This window comes from Domibacillus enclensis (assembly GCF_900156125.1).
GTDB lineage: Bacteria > Bacillota > Bacilli > Bacillales > Domibacillaceae > Domibacillus > Domibacillus enclensis.
This window is the reverse complement of sequence record NZ_FTLX01000013.1, coordinates 35,126-54,786: the sequence shown is the minus strand read 5'-3', so window position 1 is coordinate 54,786 and position 19,661 is coordinate 35,126. Positions and strand designations below refer to the sequence as shown.

Genomic DNA, 19,661 nt, shown 5'->3' with positions numbered 1-19,661 from the left:
CTATATTATTCGGTATTAGCCCCGGTTTCCCGGAGTTATCCCAATCTGCAGGGCAGGTTGCCCACGTGTTACTCACCCGTCCGCCGCTAACTTGAACGGAGCAAGCTCCGTCAAGTCCGCTCGACTTGCATGTATTAGGCACGCCGCCAGCGTTCGTCCTGAGCCAGGATCAAACTCTCCAAAAAGTGTTTGCTTGCACAGGATGTGCTGACATCGGTGTTGCAACAGGACGTTGCGATCTTAACCGATGTTCCTTAACTCTTGTTTCTTATAAGAATACGGGGTGTATTCTTATAAGAAGTTAAAACTTAAAACGTTGACGTTTTTATTGATTTTGTTCAGTTTTCAATGTTCAATATGTTGCTCACAGCAACTTTTACATAATATCATTTGTCCGTTTTGAATGTCAACATCTTTTTTTAAAATGTTTTTCACTCATGTGTGTTTCGTAACGGGCAAGATTTAATTTACCACGCCTTAGAACAAAAGGTCAATACTTTTTCTTCTTTTTCTCGTTTTTTTTCATATAATTTCTCAAACCATAAAAAAAGCGGGAGCTGATGCAGCGATGCCCTGGTTATTTATCCGAATAAAACAACTAAAATGGATGTTGCTCTTTCTATTTTCTGCTATCTTTTTTTTAATTACGATTCCCCCTCCTCCTGAACAGCCCGTTGTATCATTCGTCGGCCCGCCTGCCGCCATTTACAAGGGCAGCACGAACGTGGCGCTGACTGTGAATGTAGACGACACCGAAACGAATGCCGGAAAATGGGCCAGGCTCTTTATGAAGCACGATATGACAGCTTCTTTTTTTGTGACCTCCTCCTGGCTTGATCAACATCCTAAAACGGCAAAACTTTTAGTAGAACGGGCATTTGATATCGGCGTCCTGCTCACTGACACTTCAGATGCCGGGGAAATCGAAAAAGAAATAAACGCTGTTCAAAAAAGGCTGAAGGCGTATGGCATGGAGAGGGTACTTTATGTACGGGCCGCTGAAGAAATGGGCGGCTTGCCAGAAACCAGCAGCTCACTCGGACTGCTGACCGTACAATGGAGCGTGGATTTAGCCGAACGGCCTCCTTCTGACTTTATACGCAATATGAAAAAGGGCGACATCGTTTTATTAAATCCCGAGGAAGACCTGCGTGTGACTGAAAAATGGCTGTCGATCCTGGCAAAAAAAGAAAAAGCGGTCAGCTTGTCTGAACTGGCCGGCAATGATACGCGCATCGAATACATTCCTTGAAAAAACCTCGAAAGCAGGGATTATCCCGCTTTCGAGGTTTTTTGATTGTATTTAGGCAGCATAAGCAATTGAAAAGCGTTGCATGGGAGCAGGGTGAACAGCATCAAGTACAGCCAGCTGTTTTCATTTGCCTGCAAAACCGGCAGCCATTCTAGTGTGGTGACAACAATCATAAAGAAAAGAGCGGCGACAAATACATTTTTGCTTTTCCCTTTCGCTTTTATGTAGGCTGTTATCAAACCGAAAATGAGTAATATGGCGGCCAGGATCAAGTAAGAGCCAATTGCTTCTCCGTTGCTGAACGCTTTAAAGCGAAAATAAACAAGGTCGAATAAAACAACCACGATGAGGGCAATTTGTATAAAGGTCCAGTACGACCGAAACAGGCCAAGACCGAACTGATGAATCGTCAAATACGCAAAAAAGCCCATTTGGCTGATGACGCTGAATGTAAAGCCAACACCGATCAGCCAGGTTAAAACGGACAGGACTTCCTTCCATTCTCCATTTGCAAACAACGGCGAAAACTCATTCCAGCGGATAATAAAGCCTAAAATACCAGCTACAGCACCGCCGATCAATAATGTATGTGTGAAAAAGCGGATCCAATTTCGTATACCCACGCAAAAATCCTCCTGTTTGTTCTTCTGTTTAGATTGTACCAATATGCGCTTTCATTCGCTATGGACATTTTTTGTCTTTCAATGAAAAAAGCTTCCGGGACTGTGCCCGGGAGCTTTTAATTCGATGATAGCTTTTCGTCCAATTTTTTCGCGATATCCTGATAAATCGTGCCGAGCTGATGATCTTCTGCGTAAACGGATGGAGCAAAATCTTCTTCGTTCCAGTCCGGCTGCTGAAGCGGCAGACGCCCAAGCACTTCTGTCTGCAATTCATCCGCTAGCTTGTCCCCGCCGCCGCGGCCAAAAATGTATTCCTTTTCGCCCGTGTTTTTGCTTTCAAAATACGCCATGTTTTCAATGACTCCTACTACTTCGTGATCTGTTTGCAGGGCCATCGCACCGGCACGGGCAGCAACGAACGCGGCGGTCGGATGCGGTGTTGAAACGATGACTTCTTTACAATGCGGCAGCATCGTATGCACATCAAGCGCTACATCGCCTGTGCCCGGCGGCAAGTCAAGGAGCAAGTAGTCCAGGTCGCCCCATTCCACTTCCGAGAAAAAGTTATTCAGCATTTTGCCAAGCATCGGCCCGCGCCAAATGACCGGCGCATTGTCATCCACAAAAAAGCCCATCGAAATGACCTTTACGCCAAAGCGGTCCACTGGAAAAATCTTTTCGCCGCGCACGACTGGCCGCGTGGTAATGCCCATCATATCCGGCACGCTGAAGCCGTAAATATCTGCATCCACAAGTCCTACCTTTTTACCGAGGCGTGCAAGAGAAACAGCCAGGTTGACAGACACCGTCGATTTGCCGACGCCGCCTTTTCCACTGGCAATCGCCAAGAAGGTGGTCTCACTGTCGGGAGACAAAAGGCTTTCATCCTGGCCTGCCGCATCTGCACCACGGAACTTGGCCACTGCTTCGTCAGACAGTTCTTTGAAGCGGATGCCGACTGTTTCCACACCGGCTTCTTTTAGTGAATTAACAATCCGCATTTGCAGCTGAAGCTGTTCGGGCGTGCCGGTTTGCGCAATCGCAATTTTGACGCTGACATGGTTTTTTTCTTCTTTAATTGATATTTCTTCAATGCCGCCCGTTTCCGCAAGTTTTTTATGTAAAAATGGGTCTTCAAGGGCATTCACGATTTCACGCACCTGCGATTCTGTAATCATGGGAGCACCATCCTTCACCTGTATTATTCTCGTTATTTAGTATAGCATACACGTTTCGGAGAAGGATGGGAAACGGTTACTCCCGGGCAAAGAAGCGGAGGATCCCCCGCGAAATGGCGGCGGCGGTTTTTTCTTGATACTCCTCGCTTTCGAGCAGCCGCCGTTCAGACGGATTAGACAAAAATCCGATTTCCACAAGCGCTCCCGTGATATCGGCCTCTTTTAAAATAAACACGTGCCCGATTTCAGCCGGCTGCCTGTCTGTATTTCCGAGGTTTCCTTTCAGCTCTTTCTGTATATCTGACGCAATTTTTTCGTTTTCCGGCAAGTGCGGTGAATAAAAGGTCTGTGCCCCCCGCCACTGCTCTGCCGGAATCGCGTTTAAATGAATGCTGATAAACAGGTCCGCTTTCGATTCATTAATGAGCTGCTTTCGTTTATTTAAATCCTCGGTTTTGCGCGTTCGAATGCTCTTCGTTTCCTTCTGTGCCAAATCCGTATCTTCTTCACGTGTCATCATGACGACCGCTCCCTGCCCGTTTAAAAAGTCTCTCAGCTTTTCTGACACAGACAGCGCAATGTCCTTTTCAAGGACAGGCTCGCTGCCCGCTCCTCCGTCTAAGCCCCCATGCCCCGGATCAATCATGACCGTGATGCCGGACAGCGGCGGCCGCCATGCATTAAACGCAGGCTTCACGTCGGCGTAAACGAAATAGATCAACGAAACGATAGCCGCAAGCATACTAAACAGCAGGAATTTTTTCATTCGCCCGCCTCCCGTCCCTACACTATATGTGCAACAAACAGGAGGCATGAAAAAAAGCCCTTCTCCCAAAAAGGGAAAAGGGCTTAAAACGCCAAAAATTAACGTTTTGAGAACTGAGGTGCGCGACGAGCGCCTTTAAGACCGTATTTTTTACGTTCTTTCGCACGTGCATCACGAGTTAGGTAGCCAGCACGCTTAAGTGTTGGACGGAATTCTGGGTCAGCTTGCAGAAGAGCGCGGGCGATACCGTGACGGATCGCTCCTGCTTGGCCTGTGTAGCCGCCTCCGTTTACATTTACGTGTACATCGTAGCTGTTTACTGTTTCAGTCGCAACGAGCGGCTGGTTGATCACAGTGCGCAGCGCTTCGAATGGAATATAATCTTCAGCAGTACGGCCGTTGATGATGATTTTACCTTCGCCTGGTACGAGACGTACGCGGGCTACTGAACTTTTACGGCGTCCTGTGCCTAAGTATTGAACTTGTGACAATGTCATTTCCTCCTTTTAATAATTAAAATTATCCGCGAAGTTCGTAAACTTCTGGTTGTTGTGCTTCGTGTTTATGTTCAGCTCCAGCGTAAACGTGAAGTTTCTTGAACATTTGACGGCCTAAAGAACCTTTTGGAAGCATGCCTTTAATTGCAAGCTCAAGCATTCTTTCAGGGTTTTTATCACGCATTTGGCCAGCAGTTGTTTGTTTCAAACCGCCTGGATACATGCTGTGACGGTAGTAGATTTTCCCTTGAAGTTTGTTGCCTGTTAATTCGATTTTAGACGCATTGATGATAATTACGTTATCGCCAGTGTCAACGTGTGGTGTGAAAGTTGGTTTATGTTTGCCGCGCAAAATAGAAGCTACTTCGCTTGAAAGACGGCCCAATGTTTTGCCTTCAGCGTCGATCACGAACCATTTACGCTCGATTTCGCTTGCTTTAGCCATATAAGTCGTACGCATTGTTTACCCTCCTGATTTGTTTATGTTTTACGGTTCCATGTATTTATATCACGATTAACTTTCCGGGGCTGATCGTGGGGTCAAATAACATACCATATGCTATAATATACCGCTTGTTATCTAATGTCAAGACAAAATGCAACACTTGGTGAAGTTGTCTATTCAAAAGTGCAAGTCGCCTGGAACTGGATGGCACGAAAAAGTTGAATGATAGTGCACCTTCCACAAATATAATCCTTCCGCCGGTGCCGTTTGAGGTGCTTGATTCCGGTCCCTTGCCGCTAAAATCCGGGCTACATCCGCCGGTTCTAGCCGTCCATTCCCGGCTTTGATCAGCGTGCCGGCCATAATCCGGACCATATTGTATAAAAACCCATTGCCGGTAAAGCGGATTTCCAGATCGTCTCCCTGCTCGATGAATGAAATATCATGCACAGTCCGGACTTTGTTTTCTTTATCCGTTTTCGTGGAACAAAACGACGTGAAGTCATGCTCGCCCAGCATATACTTCGCCGCATCCTTCATCCGCTCCACCTCCAGCGGGTACGGATAATGGTGCGCATATACGGTTCTGAACGGATCGCGGTACGGCGTGCGGTAAATGCGGTAGCGGTACTCCTTGCCAACAGAAGAATAGCGGGAATGAAACGTTTCCGGCACTTCTTCCGTTTGCTTCACTGATATATCCACGGGCAGCTCGCCATTTAACGCACGGGCCCAGCGCTCTGCGGGCATCGTGATCGGCGTATCAAAATGAAGAACCTGCCCCATCGCATGTACACCTGCATCTGTACGGCCCGAGGCATGTGTTTTCACAGATGTTTTTTTATGAATCTTCCAGAGCGCTTTTTCAATTTCCTGCTGAACGGTCCGGTCCCTTGGCTGTGACTGATAGCCGGAAAAGCGTGAACCATCGTACATAAGCTCACATTTGATTCGTTTCATGCATACGCCTCCTTAGCTTCTCAGAACGAGCAGAGCAGCTGCCAGTACAGCAAGAAGCACGAGAGAGACCGTATCCCGGCTTTTCCAGGCGAGGATGCGGTATTTCGTCCGTCCCTCGCCCCCTTTATAGCCGCGCGCCTCCATCGCCACTGCGAGCTCCTCTGCCCGCTTAAATGCACTGACAAACAGCGGAATCAAAAGCGGGATGACCGCTTTTACACGCTCTAAAATCGGGCCGCTTGCAAAGTCTGCGCCCCGTGCCATTTGCGCCTTCATAATTTTATCCGTTTCATCGAGCAGTGTCGGTATAAAGCGCAGCGAGATGGACATCATCAGTGCCAGCTCATGCACAGGCACCTTGATTTTTTTCAACGGGCCAAAGAGTGCTTCAATTCCATCTGTAACCGAAATAGGCGGCGTCGTCAGCGTTAAAAGAGACGTCACCAAAATAAGGAGGAAAAAGCGAAGCGAAATAAAAATCCCTTTGATGACCCCGCCTTTATAAATAGTGAAAAAGCCGATCTCCGCCAGCAGCTCTCCTTCTTTCGTAAAAAACACGTGCAGAAAAAACGTAAATAAAATTAAAATAATTACAGGCTTTAATCCGGCAATTAAAAATTGGGGCTTTACTTTTGATAAAAAAACAACGAAAAGTGTAAACGCACCGAGCAGTGCGTATGTCGCCACATTATTCGCTAAAAAAACAATCAGCACAAAGCCGAAAATAAACATCAGCTTGGCACGCGGGTCCATCCGGTGAATAACGGAATCGGCCGGGAGGTAGCGTCCCAGAATGATTTTCTCCATCATAGGCTTTCCCTCCGCATCCGGCTTAGTTCTTCAGCCAGTTCCTCCGGCGTTAAGCAAAGACGGCTAAGAGGACGGCCGAGCTGCGCTTCCATTAAACGCTGAAAACGAACTGTTTCCGGTACATCAAGACCGATCGCTGTTAAGCTGTCCCGGTCTCTGAAAATGTCGTGAGGGGTGCCTGTTTTGTATACACGCCCTTTATGCATCATCACGATTCGATCAGCGTACCGTGCGGCATCTTCCATGCTGTGCGTAACCAGCACACACGTCAGCCCGTTTTTCTTTTGCAAGGACGAAAACATTTCCATCATGTCATGCCGGCCTCTCGGATCGAGCCCCGCTGTTGGTTCATCCAGAACGAGCACATCCGGCTTCATCGCCAAAACGCCTGCGATGGCCACACGTCTCATCTGTCCGCCTGACAACTCAAACGGCGACCGCTCCAGCACACTTTCCGGCAGTCCGACTAATTGAACCGCTTCACGCGCGCGTTTTTTCGCCTGCTCCATCGGCACACCAAAATTAAACGGACCGAAGCAAATGTCCTTTTCCACGGTTTCCTCAAACAGCTGGTGCTCTGGAAATTGAAAGACGATGCCGACACGCCGCCGGACATCCTTTAAATTCTTTTCTTTTCGGCCGGCGACGATAGTGCGTCGGCCAATCTCTATTTCCCCTTTTAACGGCTTTAGCAGGACGTTTAAGTGCTGGAGAACGGTTGACTTTCCAGAGCCCGTATGACCGATAATCGCCACGTATTCGCCTGATGGAATATGAAACGACACGTCCGTAATCGCCAGTCGTTCAAACGGTGTTCCGGCCGCGTACCGGTATTCTACTTCTCGAAGTTTAATGTCCATAACTCTTTCACCAGCTCTTCTTCGTTAAAATGTCGCTTCGACAGCTGCAAACCCGCCTCTGCCAGAAGGTGACTCATCTTGACGGTAAACGGCACGCCGAGGCCAAGCTGCAGCAGCTCCTGGTCCATTTGAAAAATGGCCTGCGGCGTCCCTTCTGTATAAACGCTTCCTTTGTTGAGCACAATGACGCGGTCCGCTTTCGCCGCTTCTTCGAGATCATGCGTAATCGAAATGACCGTTAAGCCTTCCCGCTCCTTGAGCTCACGAATGGTTTCCATCACTTCATCGCGGCCGAGCGGATCCAGCATAGATGTTGCTTCATCCAGTAAAATAATATCCGGTTGAAGCGCAATGACGCTTGCAATCGCCACCCGCTGCTTTTGACCGCCAGACAGATGGTGCGGCTCTTGATTCAGAAAAGAAGCCATGCCGACCTTTTCGAGCGACGTCAGCACACGTTCCTTCATCACCGTTTGTTCGACACCGCTGTTTTCTAACCCAAAAGCCACATCATCCTGCACGGTTGTGCCGACAAATTGATTATCTGGATTCTGAAAGACCATTCCAAGCTTTACGCGGATAGTCCAAACATTTTCTTCACACAGCTCTAAACCGCCTATTGTGACGTGCCCCGCTTGCGGATAGTGAAGGCCGTTCAGCATCTTTGCCAGAGTAGACTTCCCTGATCCGTTATGACCGACAATCGCCAGCCATTCCCCGCGCTGTACGTGAAGCGATACATCCTTTAAAGCAAAATCGGACTGGTCCGGATATTGAAATGATACCCGCTCAATCGAAATAATGGAATCTCCCACAGGATCTCCTCCTATTTTGGACAAAAATAAAAAAAGCCCGCACCCCGAACCGAAGAAAATCATTCTCTTCTTGCCGCTAAAGCAGCGTGGCAGGGGGTGCATGAGCTAGACGGGACGCACATGAAGCGTTTAAGGGGTACGCCCATCGTAACGCTCTAAGCCTTGTAAATCGATAAGCGAGAGTCGCCGCTCCGCTTTATCGTTGTATGAAAAAAGGGCAAAACAAAGCAACGTTCGTTTTGTTCTGCCCCGTTCGCGGTTTTACCTGAGCTTATACGAGCTCGATAATCACCATTGGTGCGCCATCGCCGCGGCGTGGACCAACTTTCATAATACGTGTGTAGCCACCTTGACGCTCAGTGTAGCGTGGTGCCACATCATCAAACAATTTTTGCAAAGCGTAAACAGGACGCTCAACTGTTTTGCCGTTCTTTTCTACTTCTTTTGTAGAAGCGACTTCGTGACGAAGGAATGCAGCAGCCTGACGGCGGGCATGCAAATCACCGCGTTTACCAAGTGTAATCATTTTTTCTGCAACTGAGCGCAATTCTTTTGCACGTGCTTCAGTCGTTTCAATGCGTTCGCTGATGATAAGATCAGTTGTCAAATCACGAAGCATCGCTTTGCGCTGAGCGCTTGTACGTCCTAGCTTTCTGTAAGCCATGAAAATACCCTCCTTTATTGATGTCGTTTAGTCAATCAATCTTCTTTTCGTAAGCCGAGACCAAGCTCGTCCAGTTTCGCTTTAACTTCTTCAAGTGATTTACGGCCAAGATTGCGGACTTTCATCATGTCGTCCTCGCTCTTGTTCGCAAGTTCTTGAACAGTATTAATACCAGCGCGTTTCAAGCAGTTGTAAGAACGCACAGATAGATCAAGTTCTTCGATCGTCATCTCAAGGACTTTTTCTTTCTGGTCTTCTTCTTTTTCAACCATGATTTCCGCATGCTGTGCTTCATCTGTTAATCCTACGAAAATGTTAAGATGTTCTGTTAAAATTTTCGCACCTAAAGAAATGGCTTCCTTTGGTCCGATGCTGCCATCTGTCCATACGTCCAGTGACAATTTATCAAAGTTTGAAAGCTGCCCAACACGTGTGTTTTCCACCTGGAAGTTCACGCGTGATACAGGTGTATAGATGGAGTCGATCGCAATGACGCCGATTGGATGATCTTCTTTTTTGTTGTGATCAGCCCGGTTGTACCCTCTACCGCGTTGTGCCGTCAAGCGCATACGGAAATTAGCGTTTTCGCCTAAAGTCGCAATATGCAGATCAGGATTTAGAATTTCCACATCGCTATCGTGAGTAATGTCGGCAGCCGTTACGGTACCAGGACCTTGAACATCGATCTCAAGCGTCTTCTCCTCGTCCGAGTAGATTTTGAGCGCAAGCTTCTTAATGTTCAAAATGATCGACGTAACATCTTCTACGACGCCTTCAATTGTTGAGAATTCGTGCAGTACACCATCAATCTGAATGGCTGTTACTGCGGCACCCGGAAGTGAAGATAATAAAATACGACGCAAGGAGTTCCCTAGAGTTGTACCATATCCGCGTTCAAGTGGTTCCACGACGAACTTTCCAAACGTAGCATCATCGCTGATCTCAACCGTTTCAATTTTTGGCTTTTCAATTTCGATCATTCCATTTTCCCTCCTTGAATACGTCGAAATTCCGGCAACCCGAAATTCCCCATGTTTACCATTCCCGATTTATCATAAAAAGTGGTCAATTCCTGAATCAAAACAGTCAATTTTCCATTATAACCGGAATAGTTCTCCTTTATGCAGGAAGATTAAACACGACGACGTTTTGGAGGACGGCAGCCATTGTGAGGCACTGGAGTTACGTCTTTAATTGCAGTAACTTCCAAACCTGCTGCTTGAAGCGCACGAATAGCTGCTTCACGGCCTGAACCTGGACCTTTTACTGTTACTTCAAGAGTTTTCATACCATGTTCGATTGATGCTTTTGCAGCTGTTTCAGCAGCCATTTGAGCAGCAAACGGAGTGGATTTACGTGAACCTCTGAAACCAAGGGCACCTGCACTTGACCAAGATAGAGCGTTACCGTGAACGTCTGTAATAGTGACAATTGTATTGTTGAACGTTGAGCGGATGTGAGCAATACCAGATTCGATATTCTTTTTCACACGACGCTTACGAGTTTGTTGTTTACGAGCCATGTCTTAATTCTGCCTCCTTTACCAATTATTTTTTCTTGTTCGCTACAGTTTTACGCGGGCCTTTACGAGTACGCGCGTTGTTTTTCGTGTTTTGTCCACGCACTGGAAGACCACGACGATGACGGATACCACGGAACGAACCGATTTCCATCAAACGTTTAATGTTAAGAGATACTTCACGACGAAGGTCACCCTCTACTTTTAAGCGGTCAACGATATCACGGATTTTGTTCAATTCATCTTCCGTTAAGTCGCGTACACGAGTGTCTTGAGAAACACCTGCTTCATCAAGAATTTGTTCAGACGTTGGTCTGCCGATTCCGAAAATATAAGTTAATGAGATAACTACACGCTTGTCGCGTGGAATATCAACACCTGCTACACGTGCCATAAAATGTGCACCTCCCTTTAATATTAGCCTTGTTTTTGTTTATGCTTAGGGTTTTCACAAATAACCATAACTTTGCCGCGTCTGCGAATAACTTTACATTTCTCACAGATTGGCTTAACTGATGGTCTTACTTTCATTTCTCCAACCTCCTTCATAGTCCGGAGCGCCATATATGTTATTTGTAACGGTACGTGATCCGTCCGCGTGTTAAATCATACGGTGAAAGTTCTACTGTTACTTTATCACCAGGCAAGATACGGATAAAGTGCATACGGATTTTGCCTGAAACGTGCGCTAAAATAGTATGTCCATTTTCCAATTCTACCTTAAACATGGCGTTTGGCAAAGTTTCAGTGACTGTACCTTCAATTTCAATTACATCGTCTTTCGCCACTTTTGTTCATCTCCCTTCACTTTTCATCCGACTGGCAGCTGCCTAGGCTTTTGTTAAAATCTCAAAGCCTGTTTCGGTTATCGCAATTGTATGTTCAAAATGAGCACACATTTTTCCATCCTGTGTAATGACAGTCCAATTATCCTCAAGTGTTTTTACGTAACGACGACCGGCATTGACCATCGGTTCGATCGCGAGCACCATACTAGGTTTTAGTACCGGTCCCCTTCCTGGCGGACCATAATGAGGAATTTGCGGAGCCTCATGGAGGTTCTGCCCGACACCGTGCCCAACATACTCACGAACGATTGAAAAGCCATTCGATTCCACATACGTTTGAATCGCATGGGAGATGGTAGAAAGACGTTCACCCGGTTTCGCTTCATTGAGTCCGATGTAAAGCGATTCCTCAGTTACGTCGAGAAGCTTCTCCGTCTCAGGTGCAATCCGGCCGACAGGATATGTCCAGGCCGAGTCGCCATGATACCCCTTATAATAAGCACCGATATCAATGCTGATAATGTCGCCTTCTTTTAGTGTGCGGCTGCCGGGAATCCCGTGCACAAGCTCCTCGTTAACCGATGCGCAAATGCTGCCGGGAAAACCATTATACCCTTTAAAAGAAGGTGCTGCATCCATACTTCGGATGAAGTTTTCTGCAACAGCATCCAGCTCCATCGTGCTTATCCCGGGAGAGATATGGTTTTGCAGTTCCTGATGTGTAAGCGCGACAATACGCCCCGCTTCTTTCATAATCTCCAGTTCACGAGGGGTTTTACAAATGATCATTAGTTACGAAGACCTTTAAGGAGCTCGTCGATGTCTTCAAAGACAACATTGATGTCCTGCTGGCCGTTAATGTTTTTCAAATAACCTTTTTCGCTGTAGAAAGCAAGCAATGGTGCTGTCTGCTTTACATTCACGTCAAGGCGGTTCTGAACCGTTTCCGCATTGTCATCAGCGCGCTGATACAATTCTCCGCCACAGCGGTCGCATGTATCGGCACTAGCCGGCGGATTGAATTCCAGATGATACGTTGCACCGCAGCTTTTGCAGATGCGGCGGCCTGTTAAGCGCCCCATTAAAATGTCCTGGTTCACTTCCACATTAATCACATAATCAATTTTACGGTTCAGGCTCGACGTAATGTCTTCAAGCGCTTCTGCCTGCGCCACCGTGCGAGGAAATCCGTCTAATAGGAAGCCTTCTGCACAGTCCGCTTTTGCAAGGCGCTCTTCAACAATCCCAATCGTTACTTCATCAGGAACGAGTTCGCCTTTGTCCATATATGATTTTGCTTTTAAGCCAAGCGCTGTTTCATCCTTCATTGCAGCACGGAACATGTCCCCTGTTGAAATGTGCGGCACGCCGTACTTTTCAACAATTTTTTCTGCCTGAGTTCCTTTACCGGCACCCGGCAATCCCATTAACACGAGATTCATCAATATACCCCCTCAGTCTGATTGAGTGAAGTGAATAACACACTATCACGTTGCTTACTTCATAAAGCCTTTATAATGACGCTTTACAAGTTGTGCTTCGAGCTGCTTCATTGTTTCAAGTGCCACACCGACGACAATCAAAAGACTCGTACCGCCGATTTGCGCCGCTGGTGGAAGACCCGCGAATTGAATGAAGAAAACAGGCAGCACAGCAACGGCTGAAAGGAAAATTGCACCGACAAAAGTCAGACGGTAAAGCACATTTGTCAAATAATCCTGTGTGTTCTTCCCAGGGCGAATGCCCGGAATATATCCACCCTGCTTTTTCAAGTTGTCCGCAACTTGTTCAGGGTTTACTTGAATGAAAGCATAGAAATACGTAAACGCCACAATCAACGCTACATAAATCGCCATGCCGACTGGTTTCGTGTAATCAAAAATGTTCTGAATGGTGCTCGTCACATCATTTGATCCAAAGAACGAACCGATGGTCTGCGGTGTGATCAGGAACGAGATTGCAAAGATAACCGGGATAACACCCGCCGCGTTTACTTTGAGTGGAAGGTGAGTGGATTGACCGCCTACTGGCGCCGTACCGCCCCCAGCTCCAACGCGCTTCGCGTATTGAATCGGGATTTTCCGCAGCGCCTGCTGAAAGAAAATAACCCCTACGACAATTGCCAGTACTGCCAGCAGGATCAAAAGAAGAACGACAATACGCAGGAAGAGCTGATCGCCCGCTCCTTCGATTTGCTGTGCGTAAATTTGACTTACTGCTCCTGGAATGGCCGCCACAATTCCGGCGAAGATAATAATAGAGATTCCATTGCCGACGCCTTTTGCTGTGATTTGTTCACCAAGCCACATAAGAAAAGCGGTACCAGCGGTCAGCACTAATGCAATAAGCATATAGCCGCCTGCACTGTTGTTTTCGACAAGCATTCCGCCATACAAGCTGTTAAACCCGTATGACATCCCAAAACCTTGAATGAGGCCGAGCACGATTGTGAAGTAGCGGGTAAACTGCGTCAGTTTTCGCCGTCCAACGTCACCTTGCTTCGACCATTCAGTGAATTTAGGCACAACATCCATCTGCAAAAGCTGCACGATGATTGATGCTGTAATGTAAGGCATGATCCCCATTGCGAGAATAGAGAAATTTTGAAGCGCTCCGCCGCCAAACGTGTTCAGAAATCCGATCAGCCCGGCCTGCTCCTGCATGCGGAGAACATCCGCATTAACATAGGGAACAGGAATAAAGGTGCCGATCCGGAACACGATTAACATAAGAAGGGTGAATATAATCTTGTTTCTTATATCACCCACACGCATAAAATTGGAGATTGTGCGAAACATTAGATCACCTCAATCGTACCGCCAGCCGCTTCAATTGCTTCTTTAGCAGCAGCAGAGAATTTGTGCGCTTTAACTGTAAGCTTTTTCTCTACGTTGCCGTTCGCAAGAATTTTGATTCCTGCTTTTTCGCTTTTCACGATGCCGCTTTCGATTAGAAGTTCAGGAGTTACCTCTGTTCCTTCTTCGAAACGATTCAATGTATCGATGTTCACAACTGCGTATTCTTTACGGTTTACATTTGTAAATCCGCGCTTTGGAAGACGACGGAATAAAGGCGTTTGTCCACCTTCAAATCCAAGACGGACACCACCGCCTGAACGTGCGTTTTGGCCTTTATGACCTTTACCTGACGTTTTACCGTTACCTGAACCTGTACCGCGTCCAACGCGATTGCGTTCTTTACGGGAACCAGCAGCTGGTTTCAATTCATGAAGTTTCATGCTCTTGCACCTCCTTGTTGTATAAGATGAAATTATTTTTCTGTAACAGTCACAAGATGAGACACTTTTTTGATCATTCCGCGAATTGCCGCATTATCAGCTTGTTCAACTGTTTGATGCATTTTGCGAAGACCAAGTGCCTTTACAGTTTCGCGCTGATCTTGCGTACGTCCGATCAGGCTGCGAGTGAGGGTAATTTGTAATTTTTCAGCCATTATGATTCCCTCCTTATCCTAACAGTTCTTCTACAGACTTGCCGCGAAGTTTTGCTACTTCTTCAGCTGTTTTTAGTTCTTTCAATCCAGCGATTGTAGCACGAACCATGTTGATCGGCGTGTTTGAACCAAGTGATTTGGAGAGGATATCACCAACACCAGCAAGTTCAAGTACCGCACGGACAGGTCCGCCTGCGATAACTCCAGTACCTTCAGAAGCAGGCTTCAATAGGACTGAACCCGCACCAAATTGACCGATTACTTGGTGTGGCAAAGTAGTGCCAACCATCGGTACGAATACAAGGTTTTTCTTCGCATCTTCAATTGCTTTACGGATTGCATCTGGAACTTCTTGCGCTTTACCAGTTCCAAAACCGACATTACCATTTTTATCGCCAACGACAACGAGTGCAGTAAAGCGGAAACGACGTCCACCTTTTACAACTTTCGCAACACGGTTGACCGTTACTACGCGTTCTTCAAGTTCGAGTTTGTTTGGATCAATGCGACGCATTAAATGTGTCCCTCCTTTTATTAGAATTCAAGGCCGTTTTCACGTGCAGCGTCAGCCAAGGCTTTAACGCGGCCGTGGTAAAGGTAGCCCCCACGGTCGAATACAACAGAAGCGACACCTTTTTCAGTTGCGCGTTTAGCAAGCGTTTCGCCAACTTTCGCAGCAGCTTCAAGGTTGCTTGTTGATTCAAGACCGAAATCTTTTTCAATAGTTGAAGCACTTGCAAGTGTAACACCATTTGCATCATCAATCAATTGAGCGTAAAGGTGCTTGTTTGAACGGAATACGTTCAAGCGTGGACGCGCAGCTGTACCAGCGATTTTCGCACGTACACGGGCGTGGCGTCTTTTACGCGTTTTATTCTTATCAGCTTTTGTGATCATCCCGAGGTCACTCCTTTCTGATGCCTATGCGGCATTATTTACCTGTTTTACCTTCTTTGCGGCGAACTTGCTCGCCTTCATAACGGATACCTTTGCCTTTGTACGGCTCAGGAGGACGAACTTGGCGGATGTTAGCAGCAATTGCGCCAACGCGCTCCTTGTCGATCCCTTTGATGCTGATTTTCGTATTCGCAGGAACATCGATATCAATACCGTTTTCCGCTTCGAATTCTACTGGATGAGAGTAACCTACGTTCAAAACAAGCTTCGTTCCTTGTTTCTGAGCACGGTAACCGACACCAACTAATTCAAGATTGCGTTCGAACCCTTTTGATACGCCTTCTACCATATTGGCAAGAAGTGCACGAGTTGTTCCGTGGATTGTACGGTGTTCTTTTGAATCTGAAGGACGAACAACCGTTACGTTGCTGCCATCAATTTCAATTGTCAAATCTTTGTTGAATTGACGAGTCAATTCTCCTTTAGGACCTTTGACAGTCACTTCATTGTTATTGTTTGTAATCGTAACGCCTTCTGGAAGCTCGATTACTTTTTTACCTACGCGTGACATAGTCGCACCTCCATTCTTTTAAAAGATTATTACCAAACGTACGCTAGTACTTCGCCGCCTACTTGTTTAGCACGGGCTTCTTTATCAGTTACTACACCAGTAGATGTAGAAATAATCGCAATACCCAGTCCGTTAAGAACACGTGGTACCTCATCAGCTTTCGCATAAACGCGAAGGCCTGGTTTAGAAATACGCTTCAAGCCTGTGATTACACGCTCGTTGCCACTGTATTTCAAGAAAATACGGATAACGCCTTGTTTGTCGTCCTCGATGAACTCAACGTCACGGATAAATCCTTCACGTTTCAGGATTTCAGCGATTTCACGTTTAATTTTGGAAGCAGGTACTTCCAGTTTTTCGTGACGAACCATGTTCGCATTACGGATGCGAGTCAGCAAGTCAGCAATCGGATCTGTCATAACCATTTATAATTACCTCCTTCCGGAATCAGTGTATTACCAGCTGGCTTTTTTAACGCCAGGAATTTGACCTTTATAAGCTAGTTCACGGAAACAAATACGGCAAAGTTTAAATTTGCGGTATACAGAGTGTGGACGTCCGCAGCGTTCGCAACGTGTGTACTCTTGTACCTTAAACTTTTGCGTGCGTTGTTGTTTCGCAATCATTGATTTTTTAGCCACGTTTTCGCCTCCCTTATATAGCGATTACTTTTGGAACGGCATTCCAATTTGTGTTAACAATTCACGAGCTTCTTCGTCCGTGTTGGCAGTAGTGACGATAACGATGTCCATGCCGCGTACTTTTGATACTTTATCGTAATCAATCTCAGGGAAGATTAACTGTTCTTTTACACCTAGCGTGTAGTTGCCACGACCGTCGAACGCTTTTTTCGAAACGCCGCGGAAGTCACGTACACGTGGAAGTGAAACAGAAACAAGTTTATCAAGGAATTCGTACATGCGCTCGCCGCGAAGTGTTACTTTCGCACCGATTGGCATACCTTCACGAAGACGGAATCCTGCGATTGAAGTTTTCGCTTTTGTTACCATTGGCTTTTGACCAGTGATTTGAGTAAGTTCTTCCACAGCTGTATCTAACACTTTCGCGTTTTGAACTGCTTCACCAACACCCATATTTACAACGATTTTTTCAATTTTAGGTACTTGCATTACTGACGCATAGTTGAACTTGCTCACAAGAGCAGGTGTAATTTCTTTTTGGTATTTTTCTTTAAGGCGGTTCACTTAGAATACCTCCCTTCTTGACTTTTAGTTATCTAGAGTTTCACCGGATTTTTTTGCTACGCGGACTTTTTTGCCGTCCACTACTTTACGACCTACACGAGTAGGTTCATTTGTTTTCGGATCCAACAGCATTACGTTGGATACGTGAATAGCTGCTTCCTGGCTCAGGATGCCGCCCTGCGGATTTAATTGTGAAGGTTTCGCATGTTTCTTAACGATGTTAATGCCTTCTACAAGGACACGGTCTTTTTTAGGAAAAGCTGCAAGAACAACGCCTGTTTTGCCTTTGTCTTTACCTGTGATGACCATGACTTTATCGCCTTTTTTCACGTGCATGTTGCGCACCTCCTTGATGGGCCTTTTATTTATTCAGTTCAATTAGATTACTTCCGGAGCTAGGGAAACAATCTTCATGAAATTGCTGTCGCGAAGTTCGCGGGCAACCGGGCCGAAAATACGTGTGCCACGTGGGCTTTTGTCGTCACGAATGATAACGCACGCGTTTTCGTCGAAGCGGATGTATGAACCGTCATTACGGCGAACGCCGCGTTTCGTACGAACGATAACCGCTTTTACCACTTCACCTTTTTTGACAACGCCACCTGGTGTTGCTTGTTTTACAGTACACACGATTACATCACCGACGTTAGCTGTTTTACGGCCAGAACCACCGAGGACTTTAATCGTTAATACTTCACGTGCACCAGAGTTGTCAGCTACTTTTAAACGTGATTCTTGCTGGATCATTTAGGTTACCTCCTTTCGGACTTTAACATCTATCCGAACAATTAATTAGATGATGACTGCTTTTTCCACTACTTCTAGAAGGCGGAAACGTTTTGTTGCAGAAAGCGGGCGAGTTTCCATGATGCGCACTACGTCACCGATTTTTGCTTCGTTGTTCTCATCATGAGCTTTAAACTTTTTCGTGTACTTTATGCGTTTGCCATAAAGCTTGTGTGTTTTGTATGTTTCAATAAGAACCGTTACTGTTTTGTCCATTTTGTCAGAAACAACACGGCCAGTGTAAACTTTGCGCTGATTGCGTTCGCTCATCGTGCAAACCTCCTTTCAATTATCGGTTATCAATTTCCCGTTGACGAATCACGGTTTTCATGCGGGCGATTGCTTTACGTACTTCACGAATACGGGCAGTATTCTCAAGCTGTCCCGTCGCCAATTGAAAGCGAAGGTTGAAAAGTTCTTCTTTGAGCGACTTTACTTGTTGTTCAATTTCAGCAGTGGTAAGTTCACGGATTTCATTAGCTTTCATTTGATTCACCACCAATTTCTTCGCGTTTTACGATTTTGCATTTGATTGGAAGCTTATGTGCTGCCAAACGAAGTGCTTCACGTGCTACTTCTTCAGAAACGCCGGCAATTTCAAACATGATCTTGCCTGGTTTAACAACCGCTACCCATCCTTCAGGAGCACCTTTACCGGAACCCATCCGTACTTCAAGAGGTTTTTTCGTATATGGTTTGTGAGGGAAAATTTTAATCCAAACTTTACCGCCACGTTTCATGTAACGAGTCATTGCGACACGGGCAGATTCGATTTGACGGTTTGTGATCCAAGAAGCTTCAACAGCTTGAAGACCATATTCACCAAATGCTACTTCTGTTCCGCCTTTCGCTTGACCGCGCATTTTGCCGCGGTGTACACGACGATATTTCACGCGTTTTGGCAACAACATATTATTTGCCTCCTTCCTGAGTTTGCTTCTTCGTTGGAAGAACCTCTCCACGGTAGATCCATACTTTTACGCCAAGCTTGCCGTATGTTGTATTTGCTTCAACATGTGCATAGTCAATGTCGGCACGAAGAGTATGAAGTGGAACTGATCCTTCACTGTAATGTTCAGCACGGGCAATTTCAGCCCCGCCAAGACGTCCTGAAACCTGAGTTTTGATTCCTTTTGCACCTGAACGGATTGTCCGTTGGATAGCCTGCTTTTGAGCACGGCGGAATGATACACGGTTTTCAAGCTGGCGAGCGATGTTTTCCGCTACTAATTTTGCATCAAGGTCAGCACGTTTCACTTCAACGATGTTAATGTGAACACGTTTGCCTGTTAATTCATTTAAAGCTTTACGAAGTGCTTCTACTTCAGAACCACCTTTACCGATAACCATACCTGGCTTAGCAGTATGAACAGTGATGTTCACGCGGTTTGCAGCACGTTCGATTTCAACACGGGATAGAGAAGCATCTTTAAGACGTTCTTCAATGTATCCGCGCACTTTCAAATCTTCGTGAAGAAGATCAGCGTAGTCTTTTTCAGCGTACCATTTAGAATCCCAGTCGCGAATGATCCCGACGCGCAGTCCATGAGGATGTACTTTTTGACCCACGAA

33 protein-coding genes and 1 rRNA gene are annotated in these 19,661 nt (G+C 46.3%); 1 reads left to right on the top strand and 33 read right to left on the bottom strand.

The genetic code is table 11. The features are described from left to right. Positions 1-185 (bottom strand): 16S ribosomal RNA (locus BW952_RS18140); the annotation flags it as partial. Between the two features lie 383 nt (positions 186-568). Between BW952_RS18140 and BW952_RS18135 the strand changes: the two genes are divergently transcribed. Beyond that, the gene (locus BW952_RS18135; RefSeq protein WP_045851886.1) at positions 569-1,252 is read left to right on the top strand and encodes a polysaccharide deacetylase family protein; all 684 of its coding nucleotides are present in this window, start codon (positions 569-571) and stop codon (positions 1,250-1,252) included. 20 nt (positions 1,253-1,272) lie between these two features. On the opposite strand, the gene BW952_RS18130 is transcribed toward BW952_RS18135, so the two are convergent. The 32 genes from BW952_RS18130 to rpsC all read right to left on the bottom strand — a co-directional run bounded on the left by BW952_RS18130 (position 1,273) and on the right by rpsC (position 19,658). Further along, positions 1,273-1,875: a KinB-signaling pathway activation protein gene (locus BW952_RS18130; RefSeq protein ID WP_045851885.1), complete on the bottom strand. Its 603-nt coding sequence runs from the start codon at positions 1,873-1,875 to the stop codon at positions 1,273-1,275. A 116-nt stretch (positions 1,876-1,991) separates the two neighbouring features. Further along, positions 1,992-3,053 (bottom strand): Mrp/NBP35 family ATP-binding protein, encoded by a 1,062-nt coding sequence (locus BW952_RS18125; RefSeq protein ID WP_045851884.1) that lies wholly within the window; start codon positions 3,051-3,053, stop codon positions 1,992-1,994. Positions 3,054-3,129: 76 nt separating this feature from the next. Further along, positions 3,130-3,819, bottom strand: a complete 690-nt coding sequence (cwlD, locus tag BW952_RS18120; RefSeq protein WP_045851883.1) for an N-acetylmuramoyl-L-alanine amidase CwlD — start codon at positions 3,817-3,819, stop codon at positions 3,130-3,132. A gap of 98 nt (positions 3,820-3,917) precedes the next feature. Beyond that, positions 3,918-4,310: a 30S ribosomal protein S9 gene (gene rpsI / locus BW952_RS18115; RefSeq protein WP_045851882.1), complete on the bottom strand. Its 393-nt coding sequence runs from the start codon at positions 4,308-4,310 to the stop codon at positions 3,918-3,920. Between the two features lie 28 nt (positions 4,311-4,338). After that, entirely contained in the window at positions 4,339-4,776 is a 438-nt protein-coding gene (rplM, locus tag BW952_RS18110; protein ID WP_045851881.1) for a 50S ribosomal protein L13, read from the bottom strand. Positions 4,777-4,938: 162 nt separating this feature from the next. Further along, positions 4,939-5,721 (bottom strand): tRNA pseudouridine(38-40) synthase TruA, encoded by a 783-nt coding sequence (gene truA, locus BW952_RS18105; protein ID WP_045851880.1) that lies wholly within the window; start codon positions 5,719-5,721, stop codon positions 4,939-4,941. A gap of 12 nt (positions 5,722-5,733) precedes the next feature. Then, positions 5,734-6,531, bottom strand: coding sequence for an energy-coupling factor transporter transmembrane component T family protein (locus BW952_RS18100; RefSeq protein ID WP_045851879.1), 798 nt, complete (start codon positions 6,529-6,531; stop codon positions 5,734-5,736). Further along, the gene (locus BW952_RS18095) at positions 6,528-7,391 is read right to left on the bottom strand and encodes an energy-coupling factor ABC transporter ATP-binding protein (protein ID WP_045851878.1); all 864 of its coding nucleotides are present in this window, start codon (positions 7,389-7,391) and stop codon (positions 6,528-6,530) included. Before BW952_RS18095 ends, BW952_RS18100 begins: the two co-directional genes overlap by 4 nt. Then, positions 7,367-8,206 carry an energy-coupling factor ABC transporter ATP-binding protein gene (locus BW952_RS18090; RefSeq protein ID WP_045851877.1) on the bottom strand — a complete coding sequence of 280 codons (840 nt, stop codon included), beginning with the start codon at positions 8,204-8,206 and terminating at the stop codon, positions 7,367-7,369. The genes BW952_RS18095 and BW952_RS18090 overlap by 25 nt, the downstream gene beginning before the upstream one ends. 271 nt (positions 8,207-8,477) lie before the next feature. Continuing rightward, a complete protein-coding gene (gene rplQ, locus BW952_RS18085; protein WP_045851876.1) occupies positions 8,478-8,870 on the bottom strand; it encodes a 50S ribosomal protein L17 in 393 nt (130 codons plus the stop codon). Between the two features lie 35 nt (positions 8,871-8,905). After that, positions 8,906-9,850, bottom strand: a complete 945-nt coding sequence (locus BW952_RS18080; RefSeq protein WP_045851875.1) for a DNA-directed RNA polymerase subunit alpha — start codon at positions 9,848-9,850, stop codon at positions 8,906-8,908. A 152-nt stretch (positions 9,851-10,002) separates the two neighbouring features. Continuing rightward, positions 10,003-10,392, bottom strand: coding sequence for a 30S ribosomal protein S11 (gene rpsK, locus BW952_RS18075; RefSeq protein WP_045851874.1), 390 nt, complete (start codon positions 10,390-10,392; stop codon positions 10,003-10,005). Between the two features lie 25 nt (positions 10,393-10,417). After that, positions 10,418-10,783: a 30S ribosomal protein S13 gene (gene rpsM / locus BW952_RS18070; protein WP_045851873.1), complete on the bottom strand. Its 366-nt coding sequence runs from the start codon at positions 10,781-10,783 to the stop codon at positions 10,418-10,420. A gap of 23 nt (positions 10,784-10,806) precedes the next feature. After that, on the bottom strand, positions 10,807-10,920 hold the full coding sequence (gene rpmJ / locus BW952_RS18065; RefSeq protein ID WP_000868344.1) for a 50S ribosomal protein L36: 114 nt from the start codon (positions 10,918-10,920) through the stop codon (positions 10,807-10,809). A gap of 38 nt (positions 10,921-10,958) precedes the next feature. Beyond that, positions 10,959-11,177, bottom strand: coding sequence for a translation initiation factor IF-1 (gene infA, locus BW952_RS18060; RefSeq protein WP_018395177.1), 219 nt, complete (start codon positions 11,175-11,177; stop codon positions 10,959-10,961). Positions 11,178-11,219: 42 nt separating this feature from the next. Then, on the bottom strand, positions 11,220-11,966 hold the full coding sequence (gene map, locus BW952_RS18055) for a type I methionyl aminopeptidase (RefSeq protein WP_045851872.1): 747 nt from the start codon (positions 11,964-11,966) through the stop codon (positions 11,220-11,222). Continuing rightward, positions 11,966-12,619 (bottom strand): adenylate kinase, encoded by a 654-nt coding sequence (locus BW952_RS18050; protein ID WP_045851871.1) that lies wholly within the window; start codon positions 12,617-12,619, stop codon positions 11,966-11,968. Before BW952_RS18050 ends, map begins: the two co-directional genes overlap by 1 nt. Before the next feature lie 54 nt (positions 12,620-12,673). Next, positions 12,674-13,975, bottom strand: a complete 1,302-nt coding sequence (gene secY / locus BW952_RS18045; RefSeq protein ID WP_045851870.1) for a preprotein translocase subunit SecY — start codon at positions 13,973-13,975, stop codon at positions 12,674-12,676. After that, a complete protein-coding gene (gene rplO / locus BW952_RS18040; protein ID WP_045851869.1) occupies positions 13,975-14,415 on the bottom strand; it encodes a 50S ribosomal protein L15 in 441 nt (146 codons plus the stop codon). Before rplO ends, secY begins: the two co-directional genes overlap by 1 nt. 32 nt (positions 14,416-14,447) lie before the next feature. Further along, entirely contained in the window at positions 14,448-14,630 is a 183-nt protein-coding gene (gene rpmD, locus BW952_RS18035) for a 50S ribosomal protein L30 (RefSeq protein ID WP_045851868.1), read from the bottom strand. Positions 14,631-14,643: 13 nt separating this feature from the next. After that, positions 14,644-15,144 (bottom strand): 30S ribosomal protein S5, encoded by a 501-nt coding sequence (gene rpsE, locus BW952_RS18030; RefSeq protein ID WP_045851867.1) that lies wholly within the window; start codon positions 15,142-15,144, stop codon positions 14,644-14,646. A gap of 20 nt (positions 15,145-15,164) precedes the next feature. Then, positions 15,165-15,527: a 50S ribosomal protein L18 gene (rplR, locus tag BW952_RS18025; RefSeq protein WP_045851866.1), complete on the bottom strand. Its 363-nt coding sequence runs from the start codon at positions 15,525-15,527 to the stop codon at positions 15,165-15,167. A 34-nt stretch (positions 15,528-15,561) separates the two neighbouring features. Next, the gene (rplF, locus tag BW952_RS18020; protein WP_045851865.1) at positions 15,562-16,098 is read right to left on the bottom strand and encodes a 50S ribosomal protein L6; all 537 of its coding nucleotides are present in this window, start codon (positions 16,096-16,098) and stop codon (positions 15,562-15,564) included. A 29-nt stretch (positions 16,099-16,127) separates the two neighbouring features. After that, on the bottom strand, positions 16,128-16,523 hold the full coding sequence (gene rpsH / locus BW952_RS18015) for a 30S ribosomal protein S8 (RefSeq protein WP_045851864.1): 396 nt from the start codon (positions 16,521-16,523) through the stop codon (positions 16,128-16,130). Between the two features lie 30 nt (positions 16,524-16,553). Then, the gene (gene rpsN / locus BW952_RS18010; RefSeq protein ID WP_076496371.1) at positions 16,554-16,739 is read right to left on the bottom strand and encodes a 30S ribosomal protein S14; all 186 of its coding nucleotides are present in this window, start codon (positions 16,737-16,739) and stop codon (positions 16,554-16,556) included. Between the two features lie 24 nt (positions 16,740-16,763). Continuing rightward, positions 16,764-17,303, bottom strand: coding sequence for a 50S ribosomal protein L5 (rplE, locus tag BW952_RS18005; RefSeq protein WP_045851863.1), 540 nt, complete (start codon positions 17,301-17,303; stop codon positions 16,764-16,766). Positions 17,304-17,327: 24 nt separating this feature from the next. After that, positions 17,328-17,639, bottom strand: a complete 312-nt coding sequence (gene rplX / locus BW952_RS18000) for a 50S ribosomal protein L24 (RefSeq protein WP_045851862.1) — start codon at positions 17,637-17,639, stop codon at positions 17,328-17,330. Positions 17,640-17,681: 42 nt separating this feature from the next. Continuing rightward, on the bottom strand, positions 17,682-18,050 hold the full coding sequence (gene rplN / locus BW952_RS17995) for a 50S ribosomal protein L14 (RefSeq protein ID WP_018395165.1): 369 nt from the start codon (positions 18,048-18,050) through the stop codon (positions 17,682-17,684). Positions 18,051-18,095: 45 nt separating this feature from the next. Continuing rightward, positions 18,096-18,359, bottom strand: a complete 264-nt coding sequence (gene rpsQ / locus BW952_RS17990) for a 30S ribosomal protein S17 (protein WP_045851861.1) — start codon at positions 18,357-18,359, stop codon at positions 18,096-18,098. 19 nt (positions 18,360-18,378) lie between these two features. After that, complete coding sequence (gene rpmC, locus BW952_RS17985) at positions 18,379-18,576, bottom strand: 50S ribosomal protein L29 (RefSeq protein WP_045851860.1); 198 nt, start codon at positions 18,574-18,576, stop codon at positions 18,379-18,381. Beyond that, positions 18,566-19,000, bottom strand: a complete 435-nt coding sequence (gene rplP / locus BW952_RS17980) for a 50S ribosomal protein L16 (protein ID WP_045851859.1) — start codon at positions 18,998-19,000, stop codon at positions 18,566-18,568. Before rplP ends, rpmC begins: the two co-directional genes overlap by 11 nt. Before the next feature lies 1 nt (position 19,001). Next, entirely contained in the window at positions 19,002-19,658 is a 657-nt protein-coding gene (gene rpsC, locus BW952_RS17975; RefSeq protein WP_045851858.1) for a 30S ribosomal protein S3, read from the bottom strand. Positions 19,659-19,661 lie beyond the last annotated feature (3 nt).